The sequence below is a fragment of the Sulfurospirillum sp. MES genome, assembly GCF_000789415.1.
Taxonomy (GTDB): Bacteria; Campylobacterota; Campylobacteria; order Campylobacterales; family Sulfurospirillaceae; genus Sulfurospirillum; species Sulfurospirillum cavolei.
Map to the genome: position 1 here is coordinate 1 of NZ_JSEC01000001.1, position 19405 is coordinate 19405.

General features: G+C 38.8%; 17 protein-coding genes and 1 other RNA gene. 3 read left to right on the forward strand and 15 right to left on the reverse strand.

The genetic code is table 11. The features are described 5' to 3' along the window. Positions 1 to 275: 275 nt before the first annotated feature. From OA34_RS00005 to OA34_RS00025, 5 genes are all read right to left on the reverse strand, one after another. Positions 276 to 1373, reverse strand: a complete 1098-nt coding sequence (locus tag OA34_RS00005; protein ID WP_039671791.1) for a tyrosine-type recombinase/integrase — start codon at positions 1371 to 1373, stop codon at positions 276 to 278. Between the two features lie 9 nt (positions 1374 to 1382). Further along, positions 1383 to 1817 (reverse strand): type II toxin-antitoxin system death-on-curing family toxin, encoded by a 435-nt coding sequence (locus OA34_RS00010; RefSeq protein WP_039671792.1) that lies wholly within the window; start codon positions 1815 to 1817, stop codon positions 1383 to 1385. After that, positions 1817 to 2830, reverse strand: a complete 1014-nt coding sequence (locus tag OA34_RS00015) for a hypothetical protein (protein ID WP_039671793.1) — start codon at positions 2828 to 2830, stop codon at positions 1817 to 1819. Before OA34_RS00015 ends, OA34_RS00010 begins: the two co-directional genes overlap by 1 nt. Before the next feature lie 316 nt (positions 2831 to 3146). Continuing rightward, complete coding sequence (locus OA34_RS00020) at positions 3147 to 3770, reverse strand: tetratricopeptide repeat protein (RefSeq protein ID WP_286682767.1); 624 nt, start codon at positions 3768 to 3770, stop codon at positions 3147 to 3149. A gap of 9 nt (positions 3771 to 3779) precedes the next feature. Continuing rightward, positions 3780 to 4448, reverse strand: coding sequence for a hypothetical protein (locus OA34_RS00025; protein ID WP_254376952.1), 669 nt, complete (start codon positions 4446 to 4448; stop codon positions 3780 to 3782). A gap of 125 nt (positions 4449 to 4573) precedes the next feature. Here OA34_RS00025 and OA34_RS00030 point away from each other — a divergent pair, with 125 nt between their 5' ends. Then, on the forward strand, positions 4574 to 5764 hold the full coding sequence (locus OA34_RS00030; RefSeq protein WP_039671794.1) for a multidrug effflux MFS transporter: 1191 nt from the start codon (positions 4574 to 4576) through the stop codon (positions 5762 to 5764). On the opposite strand, the gene mutY is transcribed toward OA34_RS00030, so the two are convergent. Both mutY and OA34_RS00040 read right to left on the reverse strand, forming a co-directional pair. Then, positions 5711 to 6697: an A/G-specific adenine glycosylase gene (mutY, locus tag OA34_RS00035; RefSeq protein WP_039671795.1), complete on the reverse strand. Its 987-nt coding sequence runs from the start codon at positions 6695 to 6697 to the stop codon at positions 5711 to 5713. The genes OA34_RS00030 and mutY overlap by 54 nt on opposite strands. Next, a complete protein-coding gene (locus OA34_RS00040; protein WP_039671796.1) occupies positions 6682 to 7356 on the reverse strand; it encodes a uracil-DNA glycosylase in 675 nt (224 codons plus the stop codon). The genes mutY and OA34_RS00040 overlap by 16 nt, the downstream gene beginning before the upstream one ends. A gap of 51 nt (positions 7357 to 7407) precedes the next feature. On the opposite strand from OA34_RS00040, the gene ffs reads away from it, so the two are divergent. Further along, an RNA gene (ffs, locus tag OA34_RS13405) (signal recognition particle sRNA small type) lies at positions 7408 to 7505 on the forward strand. Positions 7506 to 7526: 21 nt separating this feature from the next. Here ffs and OA34_RS00045 read toward each other — a convergent pair. The 6 genes from OA34_RS00045 to dnaA form a co-directional block, all read right to left on the reverse strand. Then, entirely contained in the window at positions 7527 to 8738 is a 1212-nt protein-coding gene (locus tag OA34_RS00045) for an HD domain-containing protein (RefSeq protein WP_039671797.1), read from the reverse strand. Continuing rightward, entirely contained in the window at positions 8732 to 9127 is a 396-nt protein-coding gene (queF, locus tag OA34_RS00050; RefSeq protein WP_039671798.1) for a preQ(1) synthase, read from the reverse strand. The genes OA34_RS00045 and queF overlap by 7 nt, the downstream gene beginning before the upstream one ends. After that, positions 9114 to 10529 carry a GGDEF domain-containing protein gene (locus tag OA34_RS00055; protein ID WP_039671799.1) on the reverse strand — a complete coding sequence of 472 codons (1416 nt, stop codon included), beginning with the start codon at positions 10527 to 10529 and terminating at the stop codon, positions 9114 to 9116. The genes queF and OA34_RS00055 overlap by 14 nt, the downstream gene beginning before the upstream one ends. Beyond that, positions 10529 to 12841 (reverse strand): DNA topoisomerase (ATP-hydrolyzing) subunit B, encoded by a 2313-nt coding sequence (gyrB, locus tag OA34_RS00060; RefSeq protein ID WP_039671800.1) that lies wholly within the window; start codon positions 12839 to 12841, stop codon positions 10529 to 10531. The genes OA34_RS00055 and gyrB overlap by 1 nt, the downstream gene beginning before the upstream one ends. A gap of 25 nt (positions 12842 to 12866) precedes the next feature. After that, a complete protein-coding gene (gene dnaN / locus OA34_RS00065) occupies positions 12867 to 13934 on the reverse strand; it encodes a DNA polymerase III subunit beta (protein ID WP_039671801.1) in 1068 nt (355 codons plus the stop codon). A gap of 154 nt (positions 13935 to 14088) precedes the next feature. Continuing rightward, positions 14089 to 15414 carry a chromosomal replication initiator protein DnaA gene (dnaA, locus tag OA34_RS00070; protein WP_039671802.1) on the reverse strand — a complete coding sequence of 442 codons (1326 nt, stop codon included), beginning with the start codon at positions 15412 to 15414 and terminating at the stop codon, positions 14089 to 14091. A 159-nt stretch (positions 15415 to 15573) separates the two neighbouring features. Between dnaA and ruvC the strand changes: the two genes are divergently transcribed. Continuing rightward, positions 15574 to 16038, forward strand: coding sequence for a crossover junction endodeoxyribonuclease RuvC (gene ruvC, locus OA34_RS00075; RefSeq protein ID WP_039671803.1), 465 nt, complete (start codon positions 15574 to 15576; stop codon positions 16036 to 16038). Between the two features lie 59 nt (positions 16039 to 16097). On the opposite strand, the gene thyX is transcribed toward ruvC, so the two are convergent. Both thyX and OA34_RS00085 read right to left on the reverse strand, forming a co-directional pair. Then, positions 16098 to 16718 (reverse strand): FAD-dependent thymidylate synthase, encoded by a 621-nt coding sequence (gene thyX / locus OA34_RS00080; protein ID WP_039671804.1) that lies wholly within the window; start codon positions 16716 to 16718, stop codon positions 16098 to 16100. 55 nt (positions 16719 to 16773) lie between these two features. Continuing rightward, complete coding sequence (locus tag OA34_RS00085; RefSeq protein WP_039671805.1) at positions 16774 to 19401, reverse strand: flagellar hook-basal body complex protein; 2628 nt, start codon at positions 19399 to 19401, stop codon at positions 16774 to 16776. Between the last annotated feature and the right edge of the window lie 4 nt (positions 19402 to 19405).

The window sequence follows — 19405 nt, forward strand, 5'->3', positions numbered from 1 at the left end:
ATTGTCCATGCCCATAAAAAAGCTCCGTATAATCGTGTTTTAGTCGACTAAATTATACTTAAAAGTGCCTATTTATGGGCTTTTATAGATCGATTAATCTTTGAAATCTATGTGCGAAAGTTGAGATTGAAAATCTATCCTTTTTATTCAAGTTGGGCTATTTATTCAAGATAATCATATTTAGTACCCATATAAATAGTATTTTTTTATTATTGATGACCTATTGAATTTAGAACCTAGTTCAAATTAAGATTTATTTCGTATATTTATGTGGCCTAAGAATATAAATTTTCAACAAAATTTCTACCGCTCTCCGGGCTCAATTTAGCATATCGAAGCGTAGTTTTAATATCCTGATGATTCATCAACTTTTGAATCGTAAATATTGGTGTTCCTTGAATTGCTAAAAGACTTGCGAACGTATGTCGCAAGGTATGAATAACCACTCGGTTTTTTCTATCGTTTTTGTCTAAATCTGCATTAAAGAGATCTACAAAAATATTTGATAATTGTCTTCTGAGTGTACGTACCGGCATTGTGATCAGCTTATCGTTTGGCTTTAGATCTTGACAGTATTCATTCAAATAACTTGTGAGATCATCGTTGAGGAAACCACGATACGAAGAAACGTTTTTATGATCCTTGAGAGCGATTGTTTTGTTAGCAAAGTCAATATCTTTTTTGCATATACTCAGAATCGTCTCTAATCGCCCTCCAGTGCTCAAACTCAAGCGCACGAATAGTCTGAGTACCGGTTCATCTTCAACGGCTTCTAAGAGCTTCTGGCACTCTTCTTTCGTCAAATATCGATCTCGAGCATTATCGACTTTCAATTGCTTGAGCTTTTTTGTGGGATTATGAACAGTCGTTGATAGTTTATTTTCAATTGCGTAGTTGACGATGGCATGTAAAAGATTGATCGTAAAGTTAATCGTGGCTGCCGCGTACTCTTTTTTTACCAGGCTCTCTTGTAATCCTCTTACTTCCTCTAGCCCAACTAAATCGATATCCATCTGGCCAAGTACCGGCGCGATCCAATTATTGTATTTTGATTGCGTATGAGCATTATCTTTATTTTGCATCTCACGTTCTTTGAAGAACTTTTCTGCGGCCGTATCTAACGTGATAATATGCTTTTTCTTTTTAACGGCAATTGCCGGAAGATCTTCGCCTAAGCGTTGCTTTGTGATAATCTCATTTCGCTTTTGATTGCAGTAATTTGCACGTACACCTTCGCTTTCTTTGCCGATCTTTGTCTCAACGGTTTTATTATGCACGTCTTTAAAAACGATATAATACGTCTTATCAGGCTTACCATTCGTGACAGCTTCACGATAAAAAACACCTTGATATTTAGTTTTGATGCGGCTCATAGAGGATACTTACCGTACAGCTTCAAAAATCGCCAACTTTAACGACTCGTTAAATTCATCTTCTTCTATAATTGAGTGAAGGATATTAAGCAATAATTCGTCATTGATTTTACTTTCGGCCAACCATACAACGATATTTTCCATTTTTAATATAAATCTATCAATACAATAGTCATATCCGTTAAGCTTTAAAAAATAAGCTCCTAGCACTAGACTCGATCGCTTATTGCCATCATTAAAAGGGTGAAACTTGTTGATTGCGATGATTAAATGCTTGAGCTTATCTTGAAATGTCGGATAATATACATCATTTTGAATATGCTCTAATGCACTATCCAAAAGACCGATTTCACGATACCCTTGTAACCCACCGCTATTATCTATAATCCAATCATGAACGGAAATCGCGTGTTTTGTATCAAAATAAAATATTTGCTGTTCCATTATCGATCTTTTAATCGTTTTAAAACGGCTAAGGTATCGGGATCAGATAACCTTTCTTCTAAAGATTTACTTGTTTCACCAAGGAACTTCTCAAAATCTACTGTTGGCACCGATTGTATGTAACTCTCAAGCTTTTGATGCAAAGCATCTCTAAAACATAAATCACGACTTGCCATCTTTGCCCTGGCATCATTAATATGTGGTGTTAGATAAGGATTTTTTGCTGCTTTTTCAATTAAAGTATCCAATTCTTTTGTTGTTAATTTCCTACCGAGTTCGTCATATTGTTGCTTCATTTCTACAGCTAATCCATGTTCAAAGCTAGCGATAGCATTTAATACTTCAGAATACATAGTTTCTCTAATTTGATCTTTCTTTTTTAAATCAAGGATGTTTTTATACTCTTTTGCATTTTCTAAAAATACTACTTCATATATTTTATTTGTATACTTCCCATATTTCCATTTATCTGCTTGGAGATAATAATCAAGTGCATCCGTAAATTCTTGACGATAGTTATATTCTTTGTATGCAGATGGGAGATAAGATTCATCTCGCTGATTAATATACTTAGTATGCCCACCGGCTTTTTGAGCAACAACATCAATGACGATATCAAGTATCTTATTTCTGATAGCTTTTGCTTTTTCACTTTCGGTTACCAGCATAGCTAAATTCAAAACTGTTCTAAACGGGAAAAGCCCTAATGAAGGGATCCTGGAGATGTCACCGACATCAATGTCGGAGACATCCTCCTTAAACTGTTTTAAATCGATATTTTTTAAAACCTTATATCCATTTTGTGTTAATTCATCATAATGATTTTCCAAATATCGTTCAACAGTCCTTATATCAATTTCTAATAATTCCGCCACTTGCACCTTCGTAAAAACGGTTTCATCATGCCAATATGTACCGCCAAGCGACAAATTAGATTCTATTTGTTCCAATGCATAATTATTGTTTAGAATGTTTTGTCTACCGACTGTCGATGATGTTAAATCATGTGCCATTCTTTACTCCGAGAAACGATATAATATTGATTATTGTAGCAGTTTATTTTTATACTTTATATAAATTTATTCCAACCTATTTCCAACATAAATTTATATTTTATTGGAATAATAACATATTATTGGAAATTGAGAAAGTTTTATAAAGGCCTGAAATACGCTATTTTGATGATTATTTTACAAAATGTATAATATAGAAAATTAGTGCCTTTAAAATCCCTCTCTCCCGGCCACCAATCCTTAAACTCCTAAAATACGCCTTATTAAAATGCTAATTCAATTCTTAAGTGCAACATTAACGCTTATAATTTTTCTATCACTCTTTGAGCAACAGAGCGTTTTTGCATCCGAGATCAAAACCCATCGTGCATGCTTGAGAGAACAACTCGATTGCTTTTTGCCTGTTTTGAACCACGCCTTGTCCGTCACGGTACATCACGCCTAGATTAAAGCAACTTTTTTCATAACCTTCATTGCATGTTTGTTGAAAAAGTTTTGCGGCTTCAACAAAGTTCTTTCGTACGCCTTCGCCTTTATAGTACATAAGTGCGGTCGAATAGCATCCTCGCGTATGCCCTTTTTCACAAGCTTGATAATAAAGCGTAAACGCCTTTACCGTATCTTGCGTAACACCTTCGCCTTTTTCGTACATTATGCCAAGATTATAGCAACTATCGACAAATCCCCCCTCACATGCTTTTGTCAATAACCTCATCGCTTTTTGATCGTCTTTATAAACGCCTACACCTTCGTCGTACATCAGCGCAAGGTTATAGCATGCCTCCATTACGTTATTATCGCAGGCTTCTTCAAAAAAGAGGCTTGATGCCATATAGTTTCCTTTTTCATAGGCACCGAGTCCTTCGCTTAAAGCATCGGCGTGAAGCATACCGATACTGAAATAAAACCCTATCGCGATTTTAAAGATAAGAGCTTTCATCGTATCTCCTTAATAATATTTGCCCTTGTACGTTATTTCGTCAAACAACAGCTCTTCCAAGAGTTCGGGGAAAAGGCGCATAACAATGAACAACGCCGTATTATTAGCAATCGACATCGGCGTATTTGCCGTGGAAATCGCTTGATCGAGGTAACTTTGATCTTCTTTGGCAAACCGCTTGATCGAATAAATAAAATCTTTGATCGTCTCTTTAGCCGAAGCATCGTTTGCACTTGTTGGAAATAATTCGTGCAACCGCTTCAAATCCCAAATCGAAGGTGCAAAAATCTCTTGAATACTCGGTGTCGCCAAAAATGCGCTAAATGCCGTTTTAACATCAAAATCGATAATCTTGCTCGGCTTATCGTTTCCGATAAAAAAGATCGCCTCGCGCGTTACTTCTCCGCCGTAAATCTGTTTTTCTTGAAATCGATGTGCAATAAAAACTGCCCGTTTTCCGATTCTTTGACTAATTGCATCGCTGCATTTGAGTTTTTTCCATACAAGTTCGCGGTACTCTTTGGGAGGGTTTTTCCCGTTCAAAATAACCGATTTAATAGCATTTTGCTCGTTTGCGTCCACACCCTCGACCGTAACATTCGCATGGTTCGCCGCTTTATCATTGCAACCGAGCAAAAGCCACGCCGTGATCAAAAGGGTTAACCATTTTCGCAACATAGACGCTCCTTTACACCTTTGACTTTATTGTATAACGCAACGACTTAAAGCATTCAAAAGGATTTTATTAACATTCAATTTAACCTAATCGCCTATAATCTTTTAAAAAATTACGGAAAAAAAGAATGCACCACTCTTTAAGCGAACGTCAGTTGATCCTTATTCTCGCCTCTTTATCGGCAATTTCTCCTTTGTCGATCGACATGTATTTACCGGCATTTCCCTCCATCGCAAGCGACCTTCATACTTCCATACCCAATGTCGAATTTAGCCTCAGTCTTTTTTTCTTCGGTATTGCGATGGGTCAGCTTTTCGGCGGGCCTATTTCGGACGCCTACGGAAGAAAGCCGCTGATTAGCATCGGATTGATTCTTTTCGGACTCAGTAGCTTTGCGCTTATTTTTACGCATGATATTACGCTTTTTTGGATTTTACGCGCGATTCAATCTTTCGGCGGCGGCATCGCTACGGTCAACGTCTCTGCAACTGTGCGCGATCGATACGAGGGTAAAGAGAGTGCGCGCGTCTTTTCACTGATTGCTATGATTATGCTAACCGCGCCGTTAATCGCACCTACGCTCGGTGCTTTATTTTTAAAACTTTTTTCATGGCGAAGTATTTTTGTTTTCTTGTGCATTTATGCCTTTATGATTCTTACGATCTACTTTTTTTTCTTTCCCAAAGGCATGCAAACCAACACGAAAGTAACTCCTTTTCAAAATTACAAACGCGTTTTAAGCCATAAAACGGCGATGGTTTTGATCGTATCGCAAATATTGTGCTCATCCGGGATGTACACGTTCATTACCTCTTCGTCGTTTATTTATATGGAACATTTTCACATCGGAGCGACGCTTTTTTCGTTTTTCTTCGCAAGTAACGTCATCTTACTGATGCTGACAGGTAGGCTCAACGCCCATCTTGTCAAACGTATCGAGCCTTTTTACCTCTTGCGTTTCGGTATGGTTTTGCAAGCATTTTTGGGTTTTTTACTTTTTATACTTCGCGATCAAAGCATTGCTTTTATTTTCCCGTTGATTATGCTTTACATCGGCTCTTTAGGTTTTATTTTTTCCAACTCGGTTTCACTGACGTTGGAATTTTTCCCGAACATCAGTGCGTCCGCGAACGCGATTATCGGCGTTTTACAGTACAGTATGGGTGCTTTGATGGGCTTTGTCGCAAGCTTTTTGCATGATGGAACGCTTTTACCCGTTATGGGCGTGATGATGGGAGTAAGTCTTTGCAGCGTGACGCTCTTTTTAGTCGGTGTTCGAAATGATGCTTTTCATCATCATACTACGCCAGCATCGTAGTATTTTTTTATCGACCGTCGAGAGGGCTAACGAGGCTATTGCCTCTTCATCAAACCAACCGTCGAGTGCTTTGCCGCAATATCGCGGTTGAAACACTTCGAGTTCGAGTTTGAAATGACTATAGGTGTGACGGACAATACCTAAAAAACGACCTTCGGGTTTTTTATCCGTTTGCACAAAACCCCAAAGTCCGTGTAAAAGCCTCTCTTTACGTTGAATCAATCCTAATTTTCCCTCCTGAATCACAACCGAAGCAAACCGTTTTTTAATCGGAATTTTCGGTTTTTTAACGCTTTGCGGATAACTTTCGGGATTCGTTTTGCCTTGACATGTCAGTTTCATCGGACACGCATTACATGTAGGATTTTTAGACGTACAAACCATCGAGCCTAAATCCATCATCGCTTGATTATACTCAAAGGGGCGTTTCGTATCCAAAAGCTCCCATGCTTTTTGCCACAATACATTTTCATTCTTGACATGTAAGGCAAAATAGCGGCATAAAACACGCTTAACGTTGGCATCCAAAATAGGCAACGCTTGGCGATAGGCAAACGCACAGATCGCATGTGCCGTACTTTTCCCGATTCCTTTAAGTCCACCGAGTTCTTCGGGAGTTTTCGGCAAAACCCCCTGACATGTCAGCGCCGTATGATGAAGGTTTTTAGCCCGCGTGTAATATCCAAGACCTTCCCATGCTTTTAAAACATCGTCTAAAGGAGCTTCGGCTACGCTTTGAAGAGTTTCAAATCGCTTTAAAAACGGAAAATAAAACCGCTCCAAAACGGTTTTAACTTGCGTTTGCTGAAGCATAATCTCGCTGAGATAAATGCGATACGCATCATCGGTCTGTCGCCACGGCAAATCGTGACGACCGTTAGCCTGATACCATGCGTAAAGGCGATCGTGAACGACGCTTAAGAAAGACACCATTGAATCGGTTGTTGTCGGGTTTGAATCAAATAGTCGTTACTTTTAGAAAACGGTTTTGAGCCGAAAAAACCACGGTAACTTGATAAAGGCGAAGGGTGAACGGAGCGTAAAATGAGATGTTTTTTTGCATCGATCAGCGAAGCTTTCGCACCGGCGGGACTTCCCCAAAGAATAAAAACAAGATGCTCTTTTTGCGCGCTTAGACGTTTGATAACCTCGTCCGTAAAGATTTCCCATCCTTGTCCGCGATGCGAATTAGCTTCGCCCGCACGTACGGTTAAAACGGTGTTGAGCAAAAAAACGCCCTGATTTGCCCATGCGCTCAAGGTTCCGTTTTGAGGGATAGGGCATCCTAAGTCATCGTGAAGCTCTTTGAAAATATTTTGCAAAGAGGGAGGATGCGGCACGCCTTCTTGCACCGAAAAAGACAATCCGTGCGCTTGGTGAATGCCGTGGTAGGGGTCTTGCCCTAAAATAACCACTTTGACTTTGTCAAAAGGCGTATGATCAAACGCCGCAAAAATATTAGCACCGCTCGGATAGATCGTAAAACGTTTTTTTTCTTCGGCTAAAAAAGCTTTTAAGGTCTCAAAATAAGGTTTTTGAAACTCGTCCCATAAAACCTTCTTCCAACTTGTTTCAATTTTAGGATCGACCATACGCTTCCTCTATGTTTTTTAAGAATTTTTGGGTAAAATACGCTTCGCCTTCTTCTAGACCTGTGCAACGTCTTCTAAGAGCATCGCTTCAGGGTGGGAACACAGCAGAGCACTTTTTTAAGGTGTGTGCCGCAGCCATCTGGAAGAGGGTTTTTTATTTTATACTTCTTTTACGCTCCAAAATAATTTTCAATTTCCAATGCCAACTCGTAAAAATCGGCATTGCCCATTTTCCCTTTTTCTTTGAGCTTTTGACGAATATGTTCTTTACCTTGGATTAACTCTTTGGATTTGACGCCGTGCGAAATCGAAAGCGTGGCTTCGATAAATGCGGCTAAATTATCGCAATTTTTAAGTGCTTTACCGTCGATGGTTTGAAATCGGTCTTCGTTGTATTCGCAAGGATCGTCGATCGCCGTTATTTCATGCTCGAAAATGCGATTCATAAATTCGTCTTTATGGTTGTCGCCGTACAAACCGAGCAAATACTTAAACTCTTTGAGCAAACCCTCGGGTAAATTCGGCAGGATCTCTTCTTCGATCATCTTAATTTCAAATTCGCTGATAATGTCGTCCAAACCGCTCACGGAATATTTGACCGGAGAGATAATATCGCGCGTCAAAGCTTCGGGAAGATCGTGAAACAGGGCACAAAAAAAGTTATTGACCAAACGGGTGTCACACGCTTTGGCAGAGAGCGAATAAAAATAACCCAAAATCGCAACGATGAGCATGTGTCCCAAAACGGACGTTTCGGGAATGCGCGGCGTTTGCGCCCAACGTTTTTGAAAACGAAGACGTCCGCTTAGATCGATTACTTTCGAAATTTTCTTATTCATCGCCATTTTTCGAATGCTAATCAGCTCGTAATAATCCTCGATTTCCTCTTCGACCGCTTCTTTAACACGGTCGATATTGTTTAAAAATTGGCTCGTTTGATACACGATCGAAAATTCCCAACGTGTTGACATGTAAGAAGCCGCTTTCAAAATAAAACGCTCTTTTTTATACATAGAACTATCGCTAATATACGTCTCAAACCGTCGGTAAAACGCTCCGTTTTCAATTTCATTGAGCGAATCGTACAGTTGGGAAAGCACCCACGTATTAATCTCTTTTTCTTTTTTTTGAAGCGCTCTTCGAAAAACGTCCGGACGAATATCGGTCACGACCACACGGCGTAAAAATTCAAAAATACCCGCTTCAATCAATGAACGCATATCGATACTTTCGTCGCCTTCCATTTTCGCCACGAAATAAGCGATAATAAACTTGTGTGCTTGTTTATCGAGTTCCACCAGCTCCACCATACGCGGATAGTCATTCCAACGTTGAATAGACGCCGCGCCGAAAAATTGTTCGATGAGTTTTGGATTTAACATGTGCTCTCGTTTCGTACGACTTTAGAATCGATCTCGATAACGGTATGAACGTTTCCGCGCGGATTAAAATCGGCAACGACTTTGAGCCACTTGGGTTTGAGTTTAGTGTCTAAAAGATCGTAAATTTCATTTGCCGAATTTTCATGGCTAATATTACGATTCATAAAACTGTTGATGTAAAGTTTGATCGCTTTTAACTCTACCACCCATTCGTTTGGAATATAATCGATGTAAATCGTTGCAAAATCAGGATAACCGCTTCGTGGACACAAACAACAAAACTCCGGCAAAGTCAATTTAATGACGTAATTTTTTTTGTGTTGATTCGGCCAAATTTCCAAATCTTTTTCAACATCGAACTCTTTAATAATTTTTTCACCGTATTTCATCTATTTCTCCTATGGTTTTGGGCTTTGAAATATAAAACCCCTGTATAAAATCAGGCTCATACGCTTTTGCTTTTTCAAAAAGAGCTTTTTTATCGACAAATTTTATCATAGTCCGAATGTGAAGCGACCTTGCCAACTCAATATAATGCTTGAGCAAAACACGGTACGTATCCGCTTCAATATTTTTAGTAAATTCAATATCAAATTTTATCCAATCAATCGTAAGATATTTTAAATACTCGATACTCGCGTTATTCCCGCCGAAATTTCCAAGTGCAATTTTAAAACCGAGTTCTCGGTAACTTTTAACAATTTCATTAAAACGCCCCATCTCTTCATAACTTTTTTTTTCGATAATTTCAAGAATAAAACGATTCGGATCGATTTTGAGACGTTTAAAAAGCGTTTGAAGGTAACGCTTAAAAGCGGTATTTCGCAGCGAAACCGGCGAAATTTCAATGCAAAATAATGCATCACTTTGTTCTAAAAGCGGTTTTAACTCTTCTAAAAGCAACCCAAAAACTTTTTCGTCAAACTCTTTTTCATATCCCGCATGGTTGACGATACGTTGAATTTGCTGTTTACTAAGGATGCCTTGTTCTTGTAAATCGATACGCGTTAAAATTTCATACAGTTTTTGGGAACGGTCGTCGTATTTTACGCAGGGTTGATATTTAAAAAAAAGACGGTTTTCTTGAATGGCATGAACAATCATTTTATTCATTGCATCGGGCTTTAATACTACCTTTTCTTCTTCTTTTTTATCGGTTTCTTCACTCAATAAAATCAATTTTTCAATGATATTTTCCGTCGATTCGTCGTAATGTGCTCCGATCATCGCAAAATCGATCTTAACTTCGATATTGTCGATACCGGCATTTTGAATGCTTTTCGTAAAAAGCATCATAAAATGTTTTAACTTTAAATAAGGATAACGCGTATAAAAAAGAAACATACTGTTACTGTAACGACCGATCGGTACGTTTTTTAAATGATGTTCAGTCAAAAACGCTTGTAATTTTTCAATCAATTTTTTCAAAACGCTATCACCGTTATTAAAGCCGTAGCGATCGTTAATATCACTCAAATTTTTGACATGTAATAAAACAATCAGTGTTTGATCTTTTTGTTTGATCTTTTCAATTTTTGAGAGAATTTTTGTTCGATTAAATGTTTTAGTAATCGGATCGATCAGCGTCGTTTGAAAACCGTAATAAATTAAATAAACCGTGTAATACACGTAAACGGGAATTAATAAAATCAGAAGAATAAAATTGAGCGTATCGTGCTTAAAAAGCTGTGATGCATGAAAAAATATACCCAAGAGAAGAAGAAAAGGAAAAGCGATTTTTAAGGCGGTAATAAATCGATTTTCTCTTTCTTTCTTCTCCGAATAGAGCATTAAACGTCCAAGTGTTTAACGTCTTTGGCGTGATCTTGAATGTATTGTCGGCGCGGCTCGACTTCATCGCCCATGAAAAGCGTAAAGGTTTCGCTTGCAAGTTCGGCATCTTCGACTTTAACTTGCAATAAACGCCTGTTTTCGGGATTCATCGTCGTTTCCCAAAGCTGTTCAGGATTCATTTCACCCAGACCTTTATAACGTTGAATGTAAGCGCCTTTTTTAGCATTTTTTTCAATTTCGTCTAAAATTTCAATCGGATCGCGTCCTTCAAAAACGTCAAAATCGCGCTCTTGAATTTTGCCGTAAATATAACGTGCCTCTTCGTATAAAGCATTGCCGTAAAAAGTATCGTCTAAAAGTAACTCTTCCAAGCCGTCATTGGTTTGAATAAACAGATGAAGACTCTCAGGCGTAATATAATGGTTTAATAAATTGTATCCGACTTTTTGAATATACGCTTTAATCGCTTCGAAAAGCTCGTGTGAAGAAAGAGAAATTAAATCTGGATTTTCAATTAAATAACGAACCACTTCGATCATCGAAAAGCGTTTTTCAAGCTCTTTTAAAATACCGCGATACGCTGCGATAATTTTAAAATAATCGATTAAATCCGGTGTTCCGACGCCCTCTATTTCCATCGTTTCCAAACCCGACTCGATTAAGAAAGCATTCATTTCGGTATCGTCTTTGAGATAAATCTCTTTTTTACCCTTTTTATAGCGATACAAAGGCGGTTGTGCCAAATAGACGTAACCGTTATCGACGATCGGTCGCAAGAAACGGAATAAAAACGTTAAAAGAAGCGTTTGAATGTGACTACCGTCGACGTCGGCATCGGTCATAATAATGAGTTTGTGGTAACGTAATTTTTCTTCGTTAAACTCATCGCCGATACCGCATCCAAGAGCAGTAATCATATTTTTGATTTCATCCGATTTTAAAATTTTATCCAAGCGGCTTTTTTCAACATTTAAGATTTTACCTTTAAGCGGCAAAATGGCTTGAAAAACCCTATCACGTCCCTGTTTTGCCGAACCGCCCGCACTATCGCCCTCAACGAGGTAAAGTTCACAAATAGAAGGGTCTTTACTTTGACAATCCGCCAATTTTCCAGGAAGCGTACCGATGCTCATAGCATCTTTTCGACGCGTTAAATCACGGGCATTTTTAGCCGCTTCGCGACCGCGTGCCGCCATAAGAGCTTTATTCATAATGGCTTTAGCTTCGATCGGATTTTCTTCAAAATATTTAACTAATTGCTCATAAACCAATTTTTGAACAATCGGTTTAACGTACGAACTTCCGAGCTTTCCTTTGGTTTGACCTTCAAATTGCGGTTCGGGAACTTTAACGCTCACAATAGCGATCAAACCTTCACGCACGTCATCACCCGTAATTTTGGCGTCTTTTTCGCGGATACCTGCGTTTAAAGAGATGTAATTGGTAATAGCTCGCGTCAAGCCGGCACGAAAACCGCTTTCGTGTGTTCCACCGTCGATGGTTTTAATGTTGTTGACAAACGAATACACGATCTCGCTGTAGGTCGAATTGTACATCATCGCGATATCGACTTCTACGTCTTCCACGCTTGCCGTATAGTGAACCGCTTCGGCAACTTTTTCTTTTTTGTTAAGATCGAGAACAAACTGTCTGATACCGCCCTCAAAATGGTACGTTTCGGCGCGTCCGTCACGTCCGTCTTTAAGTTCGATTTTAATTTTAGGATTTAAATAGGCAAGTTCGCGAAATCGTTGCGCTAAAATTTCAAATTGAAATTCAACGGTTTCAAAAATCGTAGCATCGGGCCAAAATTCAATCGTCGTTCCCGTTCGGTTTGTGGTTTTAACAACATCTAAGGGCGTTTGAGGAATACCGCACGCAAACTCTTGGCGATGTTCGTTTCCCTCACGCTTAATCGTTGCAACAAGTTTAGACGAAAGCGCATTTACGACCGAAACACCCACGCCGTGAAGACCGCCGCTCACTTTATAGGTATCTTTATCAAACTTTCCACCGGCATGTAAGACGGTTAAAACAACCGTTGCGGCGGACATATTTTCGCCTTCATGCCAACCGACGGGAATTCCCCGTCCGTTATCGGTAATAATTGCCGATCCCTCACGCGTCAATTCTACTTTAATATAATCACAATAGCCCGCCATTGCCTCATCGATAGAGTTATCGACGACTTCGTAAATTAAATGGTGTAAGCCGTTGATATTCGTATCGCCGATATACATACCCGGACGTTTACGAACCGCTTCAAGGCCTTTTAAAACTTTAATATTGTCTGCACCGTAAGTACTCATAATTTCTCCGCTTCTTTAATAATTCTTATATCATAATCGGCATAACGATCGTCATAAAATTTTCACTCTCTAAGGTAAAAGGAAGACCGCTATCGTTAAAACCTAAGGTAAAACTGTTGTTTTCGATGTGAGATAGAAAATCCAAAACGTAACGGCTATTTACCGCAAGGTATATTTCGTTTTCAAGTCCCGTGTGAAAATCGATTTCCGTTTTTGCTTCAATGTTATCATCGTTTAAACTTTCAAAAATAATCTTTTCGGATTGAAACGTGAGTTTAATTTCCGCCGAAATAATCGCAATTTGTTTGATTGCATCGATCATCAACTCTCGGCTAAGCGAGAGTGAATAATTTTTTGTTTTAGGAATAATACGTGCGTAATCGGGGAATTTACCGTTGATGAGCTTTGTGTAGAAGGTAAAATAGCTCGATTGTGCAATCAACGTATTTTCATCGTAGAAAATTTCGATTTCGTCGAAAAAGAGTTTTTGAATTTCCGAAATGGCTTTTTTAGGAATAATTAACGAAAAATTGTGTTCGGTTTGTTGCTCAATACTCATAACTGCCAAACGTTTCGTATCGGTAGCAACCAGATGAATCGTATTGTCTTTAATATCGATCAATGCACCGTTAAGTTCAAATTTTGGGTTGTTCGTATCGATGGAAGGGGCAATTTTTTTAATTGCGCGTACCAAGGTTGCACTGTCGATATTAAATTTCGGTTTATTGTCGATTGCCGGAAAAGTCGGGAAATCGGAAGAATTAAGCATCGGAAGTTTAAATTTGGAATGGCTTTGTTGAATATGAAGATAATCGTTAATCGTTTCAAGTACGATATCATCGTCTTTCAAACTTTTAATAATATCCAAGAGTTTTTTTCCGTTCGCACTGGCTTGACCGAATGCACTAATCAAAACTTCGGGAGTATGGTAACTCAAACCGATCTCATAGTCGGTTGCTTTGATAACGAGTTGATTTTCTTCCGTCGATAAAAGTACATGTGAAGTGATTTGACTCAAATCTTTTTTCTCAAGGTAAGGTTGAGTATTGAGAAGAATGTTTTCTAAAATGCTTTTTTTAATCGAAACTTTCATTGAGTCTCCTTTAATTATTTATTAAAATAGTTGAAGTAGTAGTTTGGGTTGAATGAGTGAAAACAAGATACATTATACCTAAAAATAGGGCTTTTTGTAGTGAAAGTTTTGGTTCTTGTTTTTCACATGTCATCACGTTTTTCTCTAAAACTTTTTATTTTTCTTTGGTCAAAATTTTATTTTTAAGATCTTCAACTTTGAGTTTAAAGGCTTCGTTTGTTTCGATTAGTTCGTTAATTTTTTTAATATTGTGCGAAACCGCCGTATGATCTTTCATACCGAAATACGATGCCAAGGAAGGCATGGAATTGGGGGTTAGGGTTCTGGCTAAATAAATGCCGATGCGTCTGGCTTCGACGATGTTTTTACTGCGCTTGGTCGATTTGATTTCGCTCGGTTTGATATTTAGGTCTTTTGCAATAATTTGAATAATATCTTCAAGGCTGATATTTTCGCGGCGTTCTTTAATTTGTTCGCGCATAACGTTTTTCGCAAAATCAAGCGTAATTTCTTGGCGCATCAATAAGGCATAGGCATTGAGGTTAATAATAGCGCTTTCGATTTCACGAATATTGTCGCCCATATTGGAAGCGATGTAATTGACGATGTCGCTGTTTAAATTGATGCCGTCAAGCTCACACTTTTTCTTGATAATCGCAATTTTCGTTTCAAGTTCGGGCAGTCCGATATCGGCGATTAACCCCCATTCAAAACGGCTTTTGAGACGATCTTCTAAACCGTTAATCATTTTAGGCGGTTTATCGGACGTTAAAACGATCTGTTTACCGGCCGAGTGCAATTCGTTAAACGTATGAAAAAATTCTTCTTGCGTTTGAATTTTGTTGGATAAAAATTGGGTATCGTCTATTAATAAAACATCGCAATTGCGGTATTTTTCGCGAAATCGATCCATCGATTGGTTGCGAAGGTTATAGGTAAAATCGTTCATAAATTGCTCGATCGTTGCGTAAATAACGATTTTTCCTTTGGTTTGACAATAATTGCCGATTGCATGAATCAGGTGGGTTTTACCAAGACCGGTCGGTCCGTAGATAAAAACGGGATTGTACATAATACCCGGTTTTTCGGCGATGGATTTTGCGGCGGTATAAGCATATTGGTTAGAACTTCCGACGACGAAGCTGTCAAACGTGTAGGAAGGATTTAAAATCGTATTTTTGACGTTTTTGATCGCTTCGATCATTTCTACGGAGCTTGATTTAACCTTGGATGTTTTGAGGTGTTCTTTGAGTACGACTTTAATTTCGGGTTTTTTTCCCGTTTTGAGTTCAAAAAGATGGGCTATTTTTTCGGCGTATTTGGTTTTAACCCAATTGGAAATTAAAATATTGGGAGCGACAAAAACCATTTGGTCTGAATTGGATGCTTTTTCGTTAAATTTAAGTTGTTTGATGTAGCGTTCAAATTCTAAAGAAGAGATTTCTTCTTTTAAGAGTTCAATAACGGTGTCGGCTAACAATCAATCTCCTTAAAAAAGTCTTCACATCGTGAATAACATGTGAATAAGTTTGTTTTATTTTAACCAAACTATTATTAGTTCCTTGTTAAAGCAAGTGCCGCTATAATGTGAAAAAAGTTATTCACACTGTGACAAAAGACGTGAATAAAGGACAAAAATATGGTGATTTTAGGTATAGATCCAGGTACTCGAAACTGCGGTTACAGCGTGCTCCGTAAAGAAAAAAGCAAACTTATTTTAGTGGAAGCCGGACTGATCAAAATTAAGGAAAAAATTTTACAGCATCAGATTGTGGAATTGGTCGAAGGGCTTGATACGATCTTTCGATCCCATGTGATAGACGAAGTGGCAATTGAAGATATTTTCTATGCATACAACCCCAAAACGGTACTAAAATTGGCGCAATTTCGAGGAGCGTTAAGTCTTAAAATTTTGCAACTCAAGGGCAACTTTAGTGAATACACTCCTTTGCAGGTTAAAAAAGCGGTTACGGGAAACGGTAAAGCGCAAAAAGAACAAGTGTCGTTTATGGTGAAGAAGATTTTAGGCATTCAACAAGAAATTAAGCCTTTGGATATTACCGATGCCATAGCAATAGCGATTACGCATGCGCAAAGGCTTTAATCAATACTAATCGGTTTTTTGACGCTAAAAGCTTACATGTCAGTCTTGACATGTAAGGCTTAAAGTGATACGTTTTCTTTGAGGCTAAAGAGGTATCGGTGTTCTTCGGGAAGTGCTCCGTAAAGGGCATGGGCTAAATTTTGAATTTCCCACAGAGCACTTTTATCGCTTCGAAGCGTTAAAAAGTTTTGAAGGCTTCGCGCGTTAATCGTCCACGTAAGTTCGGTTTTATAGCTCTCCGGAAGGCAGTATTTGGCTTTATCGTTGCTAATGCCTTCGTTGAGTACCAAACGCAAGTTTTCAAGTGCTTTGACGCTCATTTCGTCTACCATTTCGACGCCCGTTAGGACAAGGTACTTTTGGGCGCGTTCAAAATCCTTACATGTAAAGAGTGCTTCGTTTTTGAGTTCTTTTAGGGTATAACGGGTGGATTTTACCGAAAGTGAAGCCATACGATGACGCGCAAGTTCTTGAAGCAAGGCTCTGGAAACGCCTTCGATGTAAAAATTGTAAACCAGATGTTCCAACGTTGAAGCGTGTTTAAATTTATTGCCGACGCGATCGATCAGCTCTTTATCCTTTTCGCCGCCGTTATCGCTTTTATCAAAACTTTGCCAACATGTACGAATAGCGTCTGCACAAATAAGTAACGGAGTGTAGTGATTCAGTGTAATTTTCATGTGTTGAGTCCCAAGTTTTTTGGGACTCATTGTAGTACATGTAAGCTAAAAAAATCTATTTTAATTGAAGAAGCGTATTGAGCATTTCATCCGAAGTCGTGATCGTTTTGGAGTTTGCTTGGTATCCTCTTTGGATAACGATCAATTGCGTTAAGGAACGTGAAAGATCCACGTTACTCATCTCAAGTGAACTTGCTTGAACAGCGCCTCTACCACCCACAGAAGCTTGGCCAATAACAGGATCACCAGAGTTTGATGTTTGAATAAAGGTATTTCCGCCGTCGCTTTCTAAGCCTTCATTGTTGGTAAATTTTGCCATGGCAACTTGTGCAAGACCAAAACTTCGTCCATTGGTAAAACTACCGATGAGTGTGCCTGTTTCATCTACCCTAATACCCGATAAATCACCACCTGGATAACCATCTTGTGAAATACCAGATGTGTTTGACTCTTTATCAAACGATGTCATACCATCAAATTGTCCTAAAGTACCAAAATGAAGCTCAATGTTCTGATTGGGTGTTGAACCGTTATTGGCAGTATAGGTTAAATTGGTTGGCGAAAAGGTTGCTAAAGAGCCATCACTGTTGAATGAAATTGAACCAGTGATAATATTTTGAGGTAGGTTACCTGCTGAAAAGTTAATTTGACCTGGCTCTGGTACGGTAATTAACATTGACCACTCTGTACCACCATTATCTGTTTGACCTGTTTTTCTAAATTCAAAACGTACAGTATGCTTTGAACCTAAGGAATCAAATACGTCAATACTAGAGGCATGGCTTGCCATATAGATATTTTGTGTGGCTCTTTCAGCGGTTCCTGATGGCAAGGATCCTTGGAGTGCTGAGAATGCTGTTGTAAAATTAAGATTCTCACTTATACCGCCACTTGCATTGGTTAATCCTGTTACGGAAATGTACATTGGTTGGTCATCAAGATCTGTATTGTAGCTTTTATATGTAATACCAGACGTTGTTACATCAACGGCAGCCGCAGCCGCACCTGAAAAGGTTGTTCCTTGTGGAAGCGTAACATCTGCTGATAAGGTAATCGGAGCTGTAACAGTACTGCCTGCTAAATAGGTTGTTCCATTGATAATAATATCTGCTGAGGGAACAAAGTTTTGAAGAATTTGTGACCCACTTGGAAATAAAATGCTTTGTGCACTCAAAATAGCAGTAATATCTGTTCCACTAATGGCATTATTATAAGCACCCATTATGGCACCTGTATCGGTGTCATCATCAACGTTAAATGCGTCCCCTTTAGGGTTTTTGATGATGTATTTTCCTTCGCTATTTACTGTGATTTCAACACCATCGTTTTTATTTTGTGCTTGAGCTGAGGTTGTTGCAGGCGCAACGACTGTTCTCCACTCAGTAATACAATCTGTTCCAGCATCGGCACCATCCGTCACGGCAACGCCTGTATAATTGACGTATGACCTAGCATCTGTTTGCATGGTTGCACGTAAATCTTCTGTGGTGTGAAATTTTCTAGCGGTTCCAGCATCATAGACGGAATTTGTTGTGGCTGAAGAATTAGAATAGACGTACTGATACGCTGTAATGATATTGGTTGTTGTTAAACCAGTACCTGCGGGAGATGTTACAATCAAATTAATATTTTTATGTTGTTCATCGGTGCCTAGCTTATTGGTATTTTTTAAAATAAGGTTATTACCATTTTCAACCGTTGCAACAACACCCGTATCACTTGTTTTTGCATTAATTAAGTTTGCAATTTCTGTGGCACGAAGTGCATTTTCGTCGGCCGTTGGACTACCAGCAATGGCTGCGGCGGTGAGTGATCCTGAAATAGAGACACCATTGAGTGAAATACTCAGTGATGTTGAACCATTTGATTGAATATTTGCCTGCTTGGAAATAGCATCAGAATAACTAACCCATAAACCTTGCCCTTCACGAAGATTGAATGCTTTACCTGTTGCATCGAATAAAACACCCATATCAACACCACGTTCAACGAGGTCATTATCTGTGTTAAATGTGTTTAAAGAGGTATCATTTTCATCATGAATTTCTGTGGTAGATTTGATATTATTGGTGTCTTTGTCATACCAACCCTTGTATTGGTCCAACGAATAGATAGCACTCTTATTTTTTGTGGTATCGCCTGAGTTGAGGTTCGCTTTAAGAGTAATATAGCCTGTATCGTTTGCAGGTGTGGTAAGTCCTGGTGGAATGGTAATGTTTCGAATAGGAGCGGTTGAGTCAATTTCACCTGTTTCATCGTTTTTGAGCCACCCTTGTGCGATGTAACCATTGGCATCGACAAAGTTACCATTGGCATCAAAGGTAAAGTCACCGTTTCGGGTGTATTTATACGTATTTCCACCATCAGGAGATATAACGAAAAAGCCATCTCCGCTGATGGCAAGGTCGGTATTTTTATCGGTGGTTTGAATAGATCCTTGTTTGAACATTTTAGTAACGGAACTGACTTGTGTTCCAAGACCTATTTGCATAGAGTTTTTACCACCAAGTTCACCTTGAGGAGCTGTAGCAATTTTTGCTGTTTGGTTGAGAAGATCGGAAAAATTAGCACGAGAATATTTAAAACCTGTTGTATTAACGTTTGCGATGTTATTACCTTCTACGTCCATGGCTATTTGGTGCGCTTGTAATCCGGTAACGCCGGCCCAAAGTGATCTCATCATAGCG

Excerpts from the sequence above, each read along its gene's own strand:
- thyX (WP_039671804.1), bottom strand. The coding sequence starts at position 16,718 with ATGAAAATTACACTGAATCACTACACTCCGTTACTTATTTGTGCAGAC.
- queF (WP_039671798.1), bottom strand. The coding sequence starts at position 9,127 with ATGAAATACGGTGAAAAAATTATTAAAGAGTTCGATGTTGAAAAAGAT.
- OA34_RS00010 (WP_039671792.1), bottom strand. The coding sequence starts at position 1,817 with ATGGAACAGCAAATATTTTATTTTGATACAAAACACGCGATTTCCGTT.
- OA34_RS00040 (WP_039671796.1), bottom strand. The coding sequence starts at position 7,356 with ATGGTCGATCCTAAAATTGAAACAAGTTGGAAGAAGGTTTTATGGGAC.
- mutY (WP_039671795.1), bottom strand. The coding sequence starts at position 6,697 with ATGGTGTCTTTCTTAAGCGTCGTTCACGATCGCCTTTACGCATGGTAT.
- gyrB (WP_039671800.1), bottom strand. The coding sequence starts at position 12,841 with ATGAGTACTTACGGTGCAGACAATATTAAAGTTTTAAAAGGCCTTGAA.
- OA34_RS00015 (WP_039671793.1), bottom strand. The coding sequence starts at position 2,830 with ATGGCACATGATTTAACATCATCGACAGTCGGTAGACAAAACATTCTA.
- OA34_RS00085 (WP_039671805.1), bottom strand. The coding sequence starts at position 19,401 with ATGATGAGATCACTTTGGGCCGGCGTTACCGGATTACAAGCGCACCAA.
- OA34_RS00045 (WP_039671797.1), bottom strand. The coding sequence starts at position 8,738 with ATGTTAAATCCAAAACTCATCGAACAATTTTTCGGCGCGGCGTCTATT.
- OA34_RS00025 (WP_254376952.1), bottom strand. The coding sequence starts at position 4,448 with ATGTTGCGAAAATGGTTAACCCTTTTGATCACGGCGTGGCTTTTGCTC.
- OA34_RS00005 (WP_039671791.1), bottom strand. The coding sequence starts at position 1,373 with ATGAGCCGCATCAAAACTAAATATCAAGGTGTTTTTTATCGTGAAGCT.
- OA34_RS00055 (WP_039671799.1), bottom strand. The coding sequence starts at position 10,529 with ATGCTCTATTCGGAGAAGAAAGAAAGAGAAAATCGATTTATTACCGCC.
- OA34_RS00020 (WP_286682767.1), bottom strand. The coding sequence starts at position 3,770 with ATGAAAGCTCTTATCTTTAAAATCGCGATAGGGTTTTATTTCAGTATC.
- ruvC (WP_039671803.1), top strand. The coding sequence starts at position 15,574 with ATGGTGATTTTAGGTATAGATCCAGGTACTCGAAACTGCGGTTACAGC.
- OA34_RS00030 (WP_039671794.1), top strand. The coding sequence starts at position 4,574 with ATGCACCACTCTTTAAGCGAACGTCAGTTGATCCTTATTCTCGCCTCT.
- dnaN (WP_039671801.1), bottom strand. The coding sequence starts at position 13,934 with ATGAAAGTTTCGATTAAAAAAAGCATTTTAGAAAACATTCTTCTCAAT.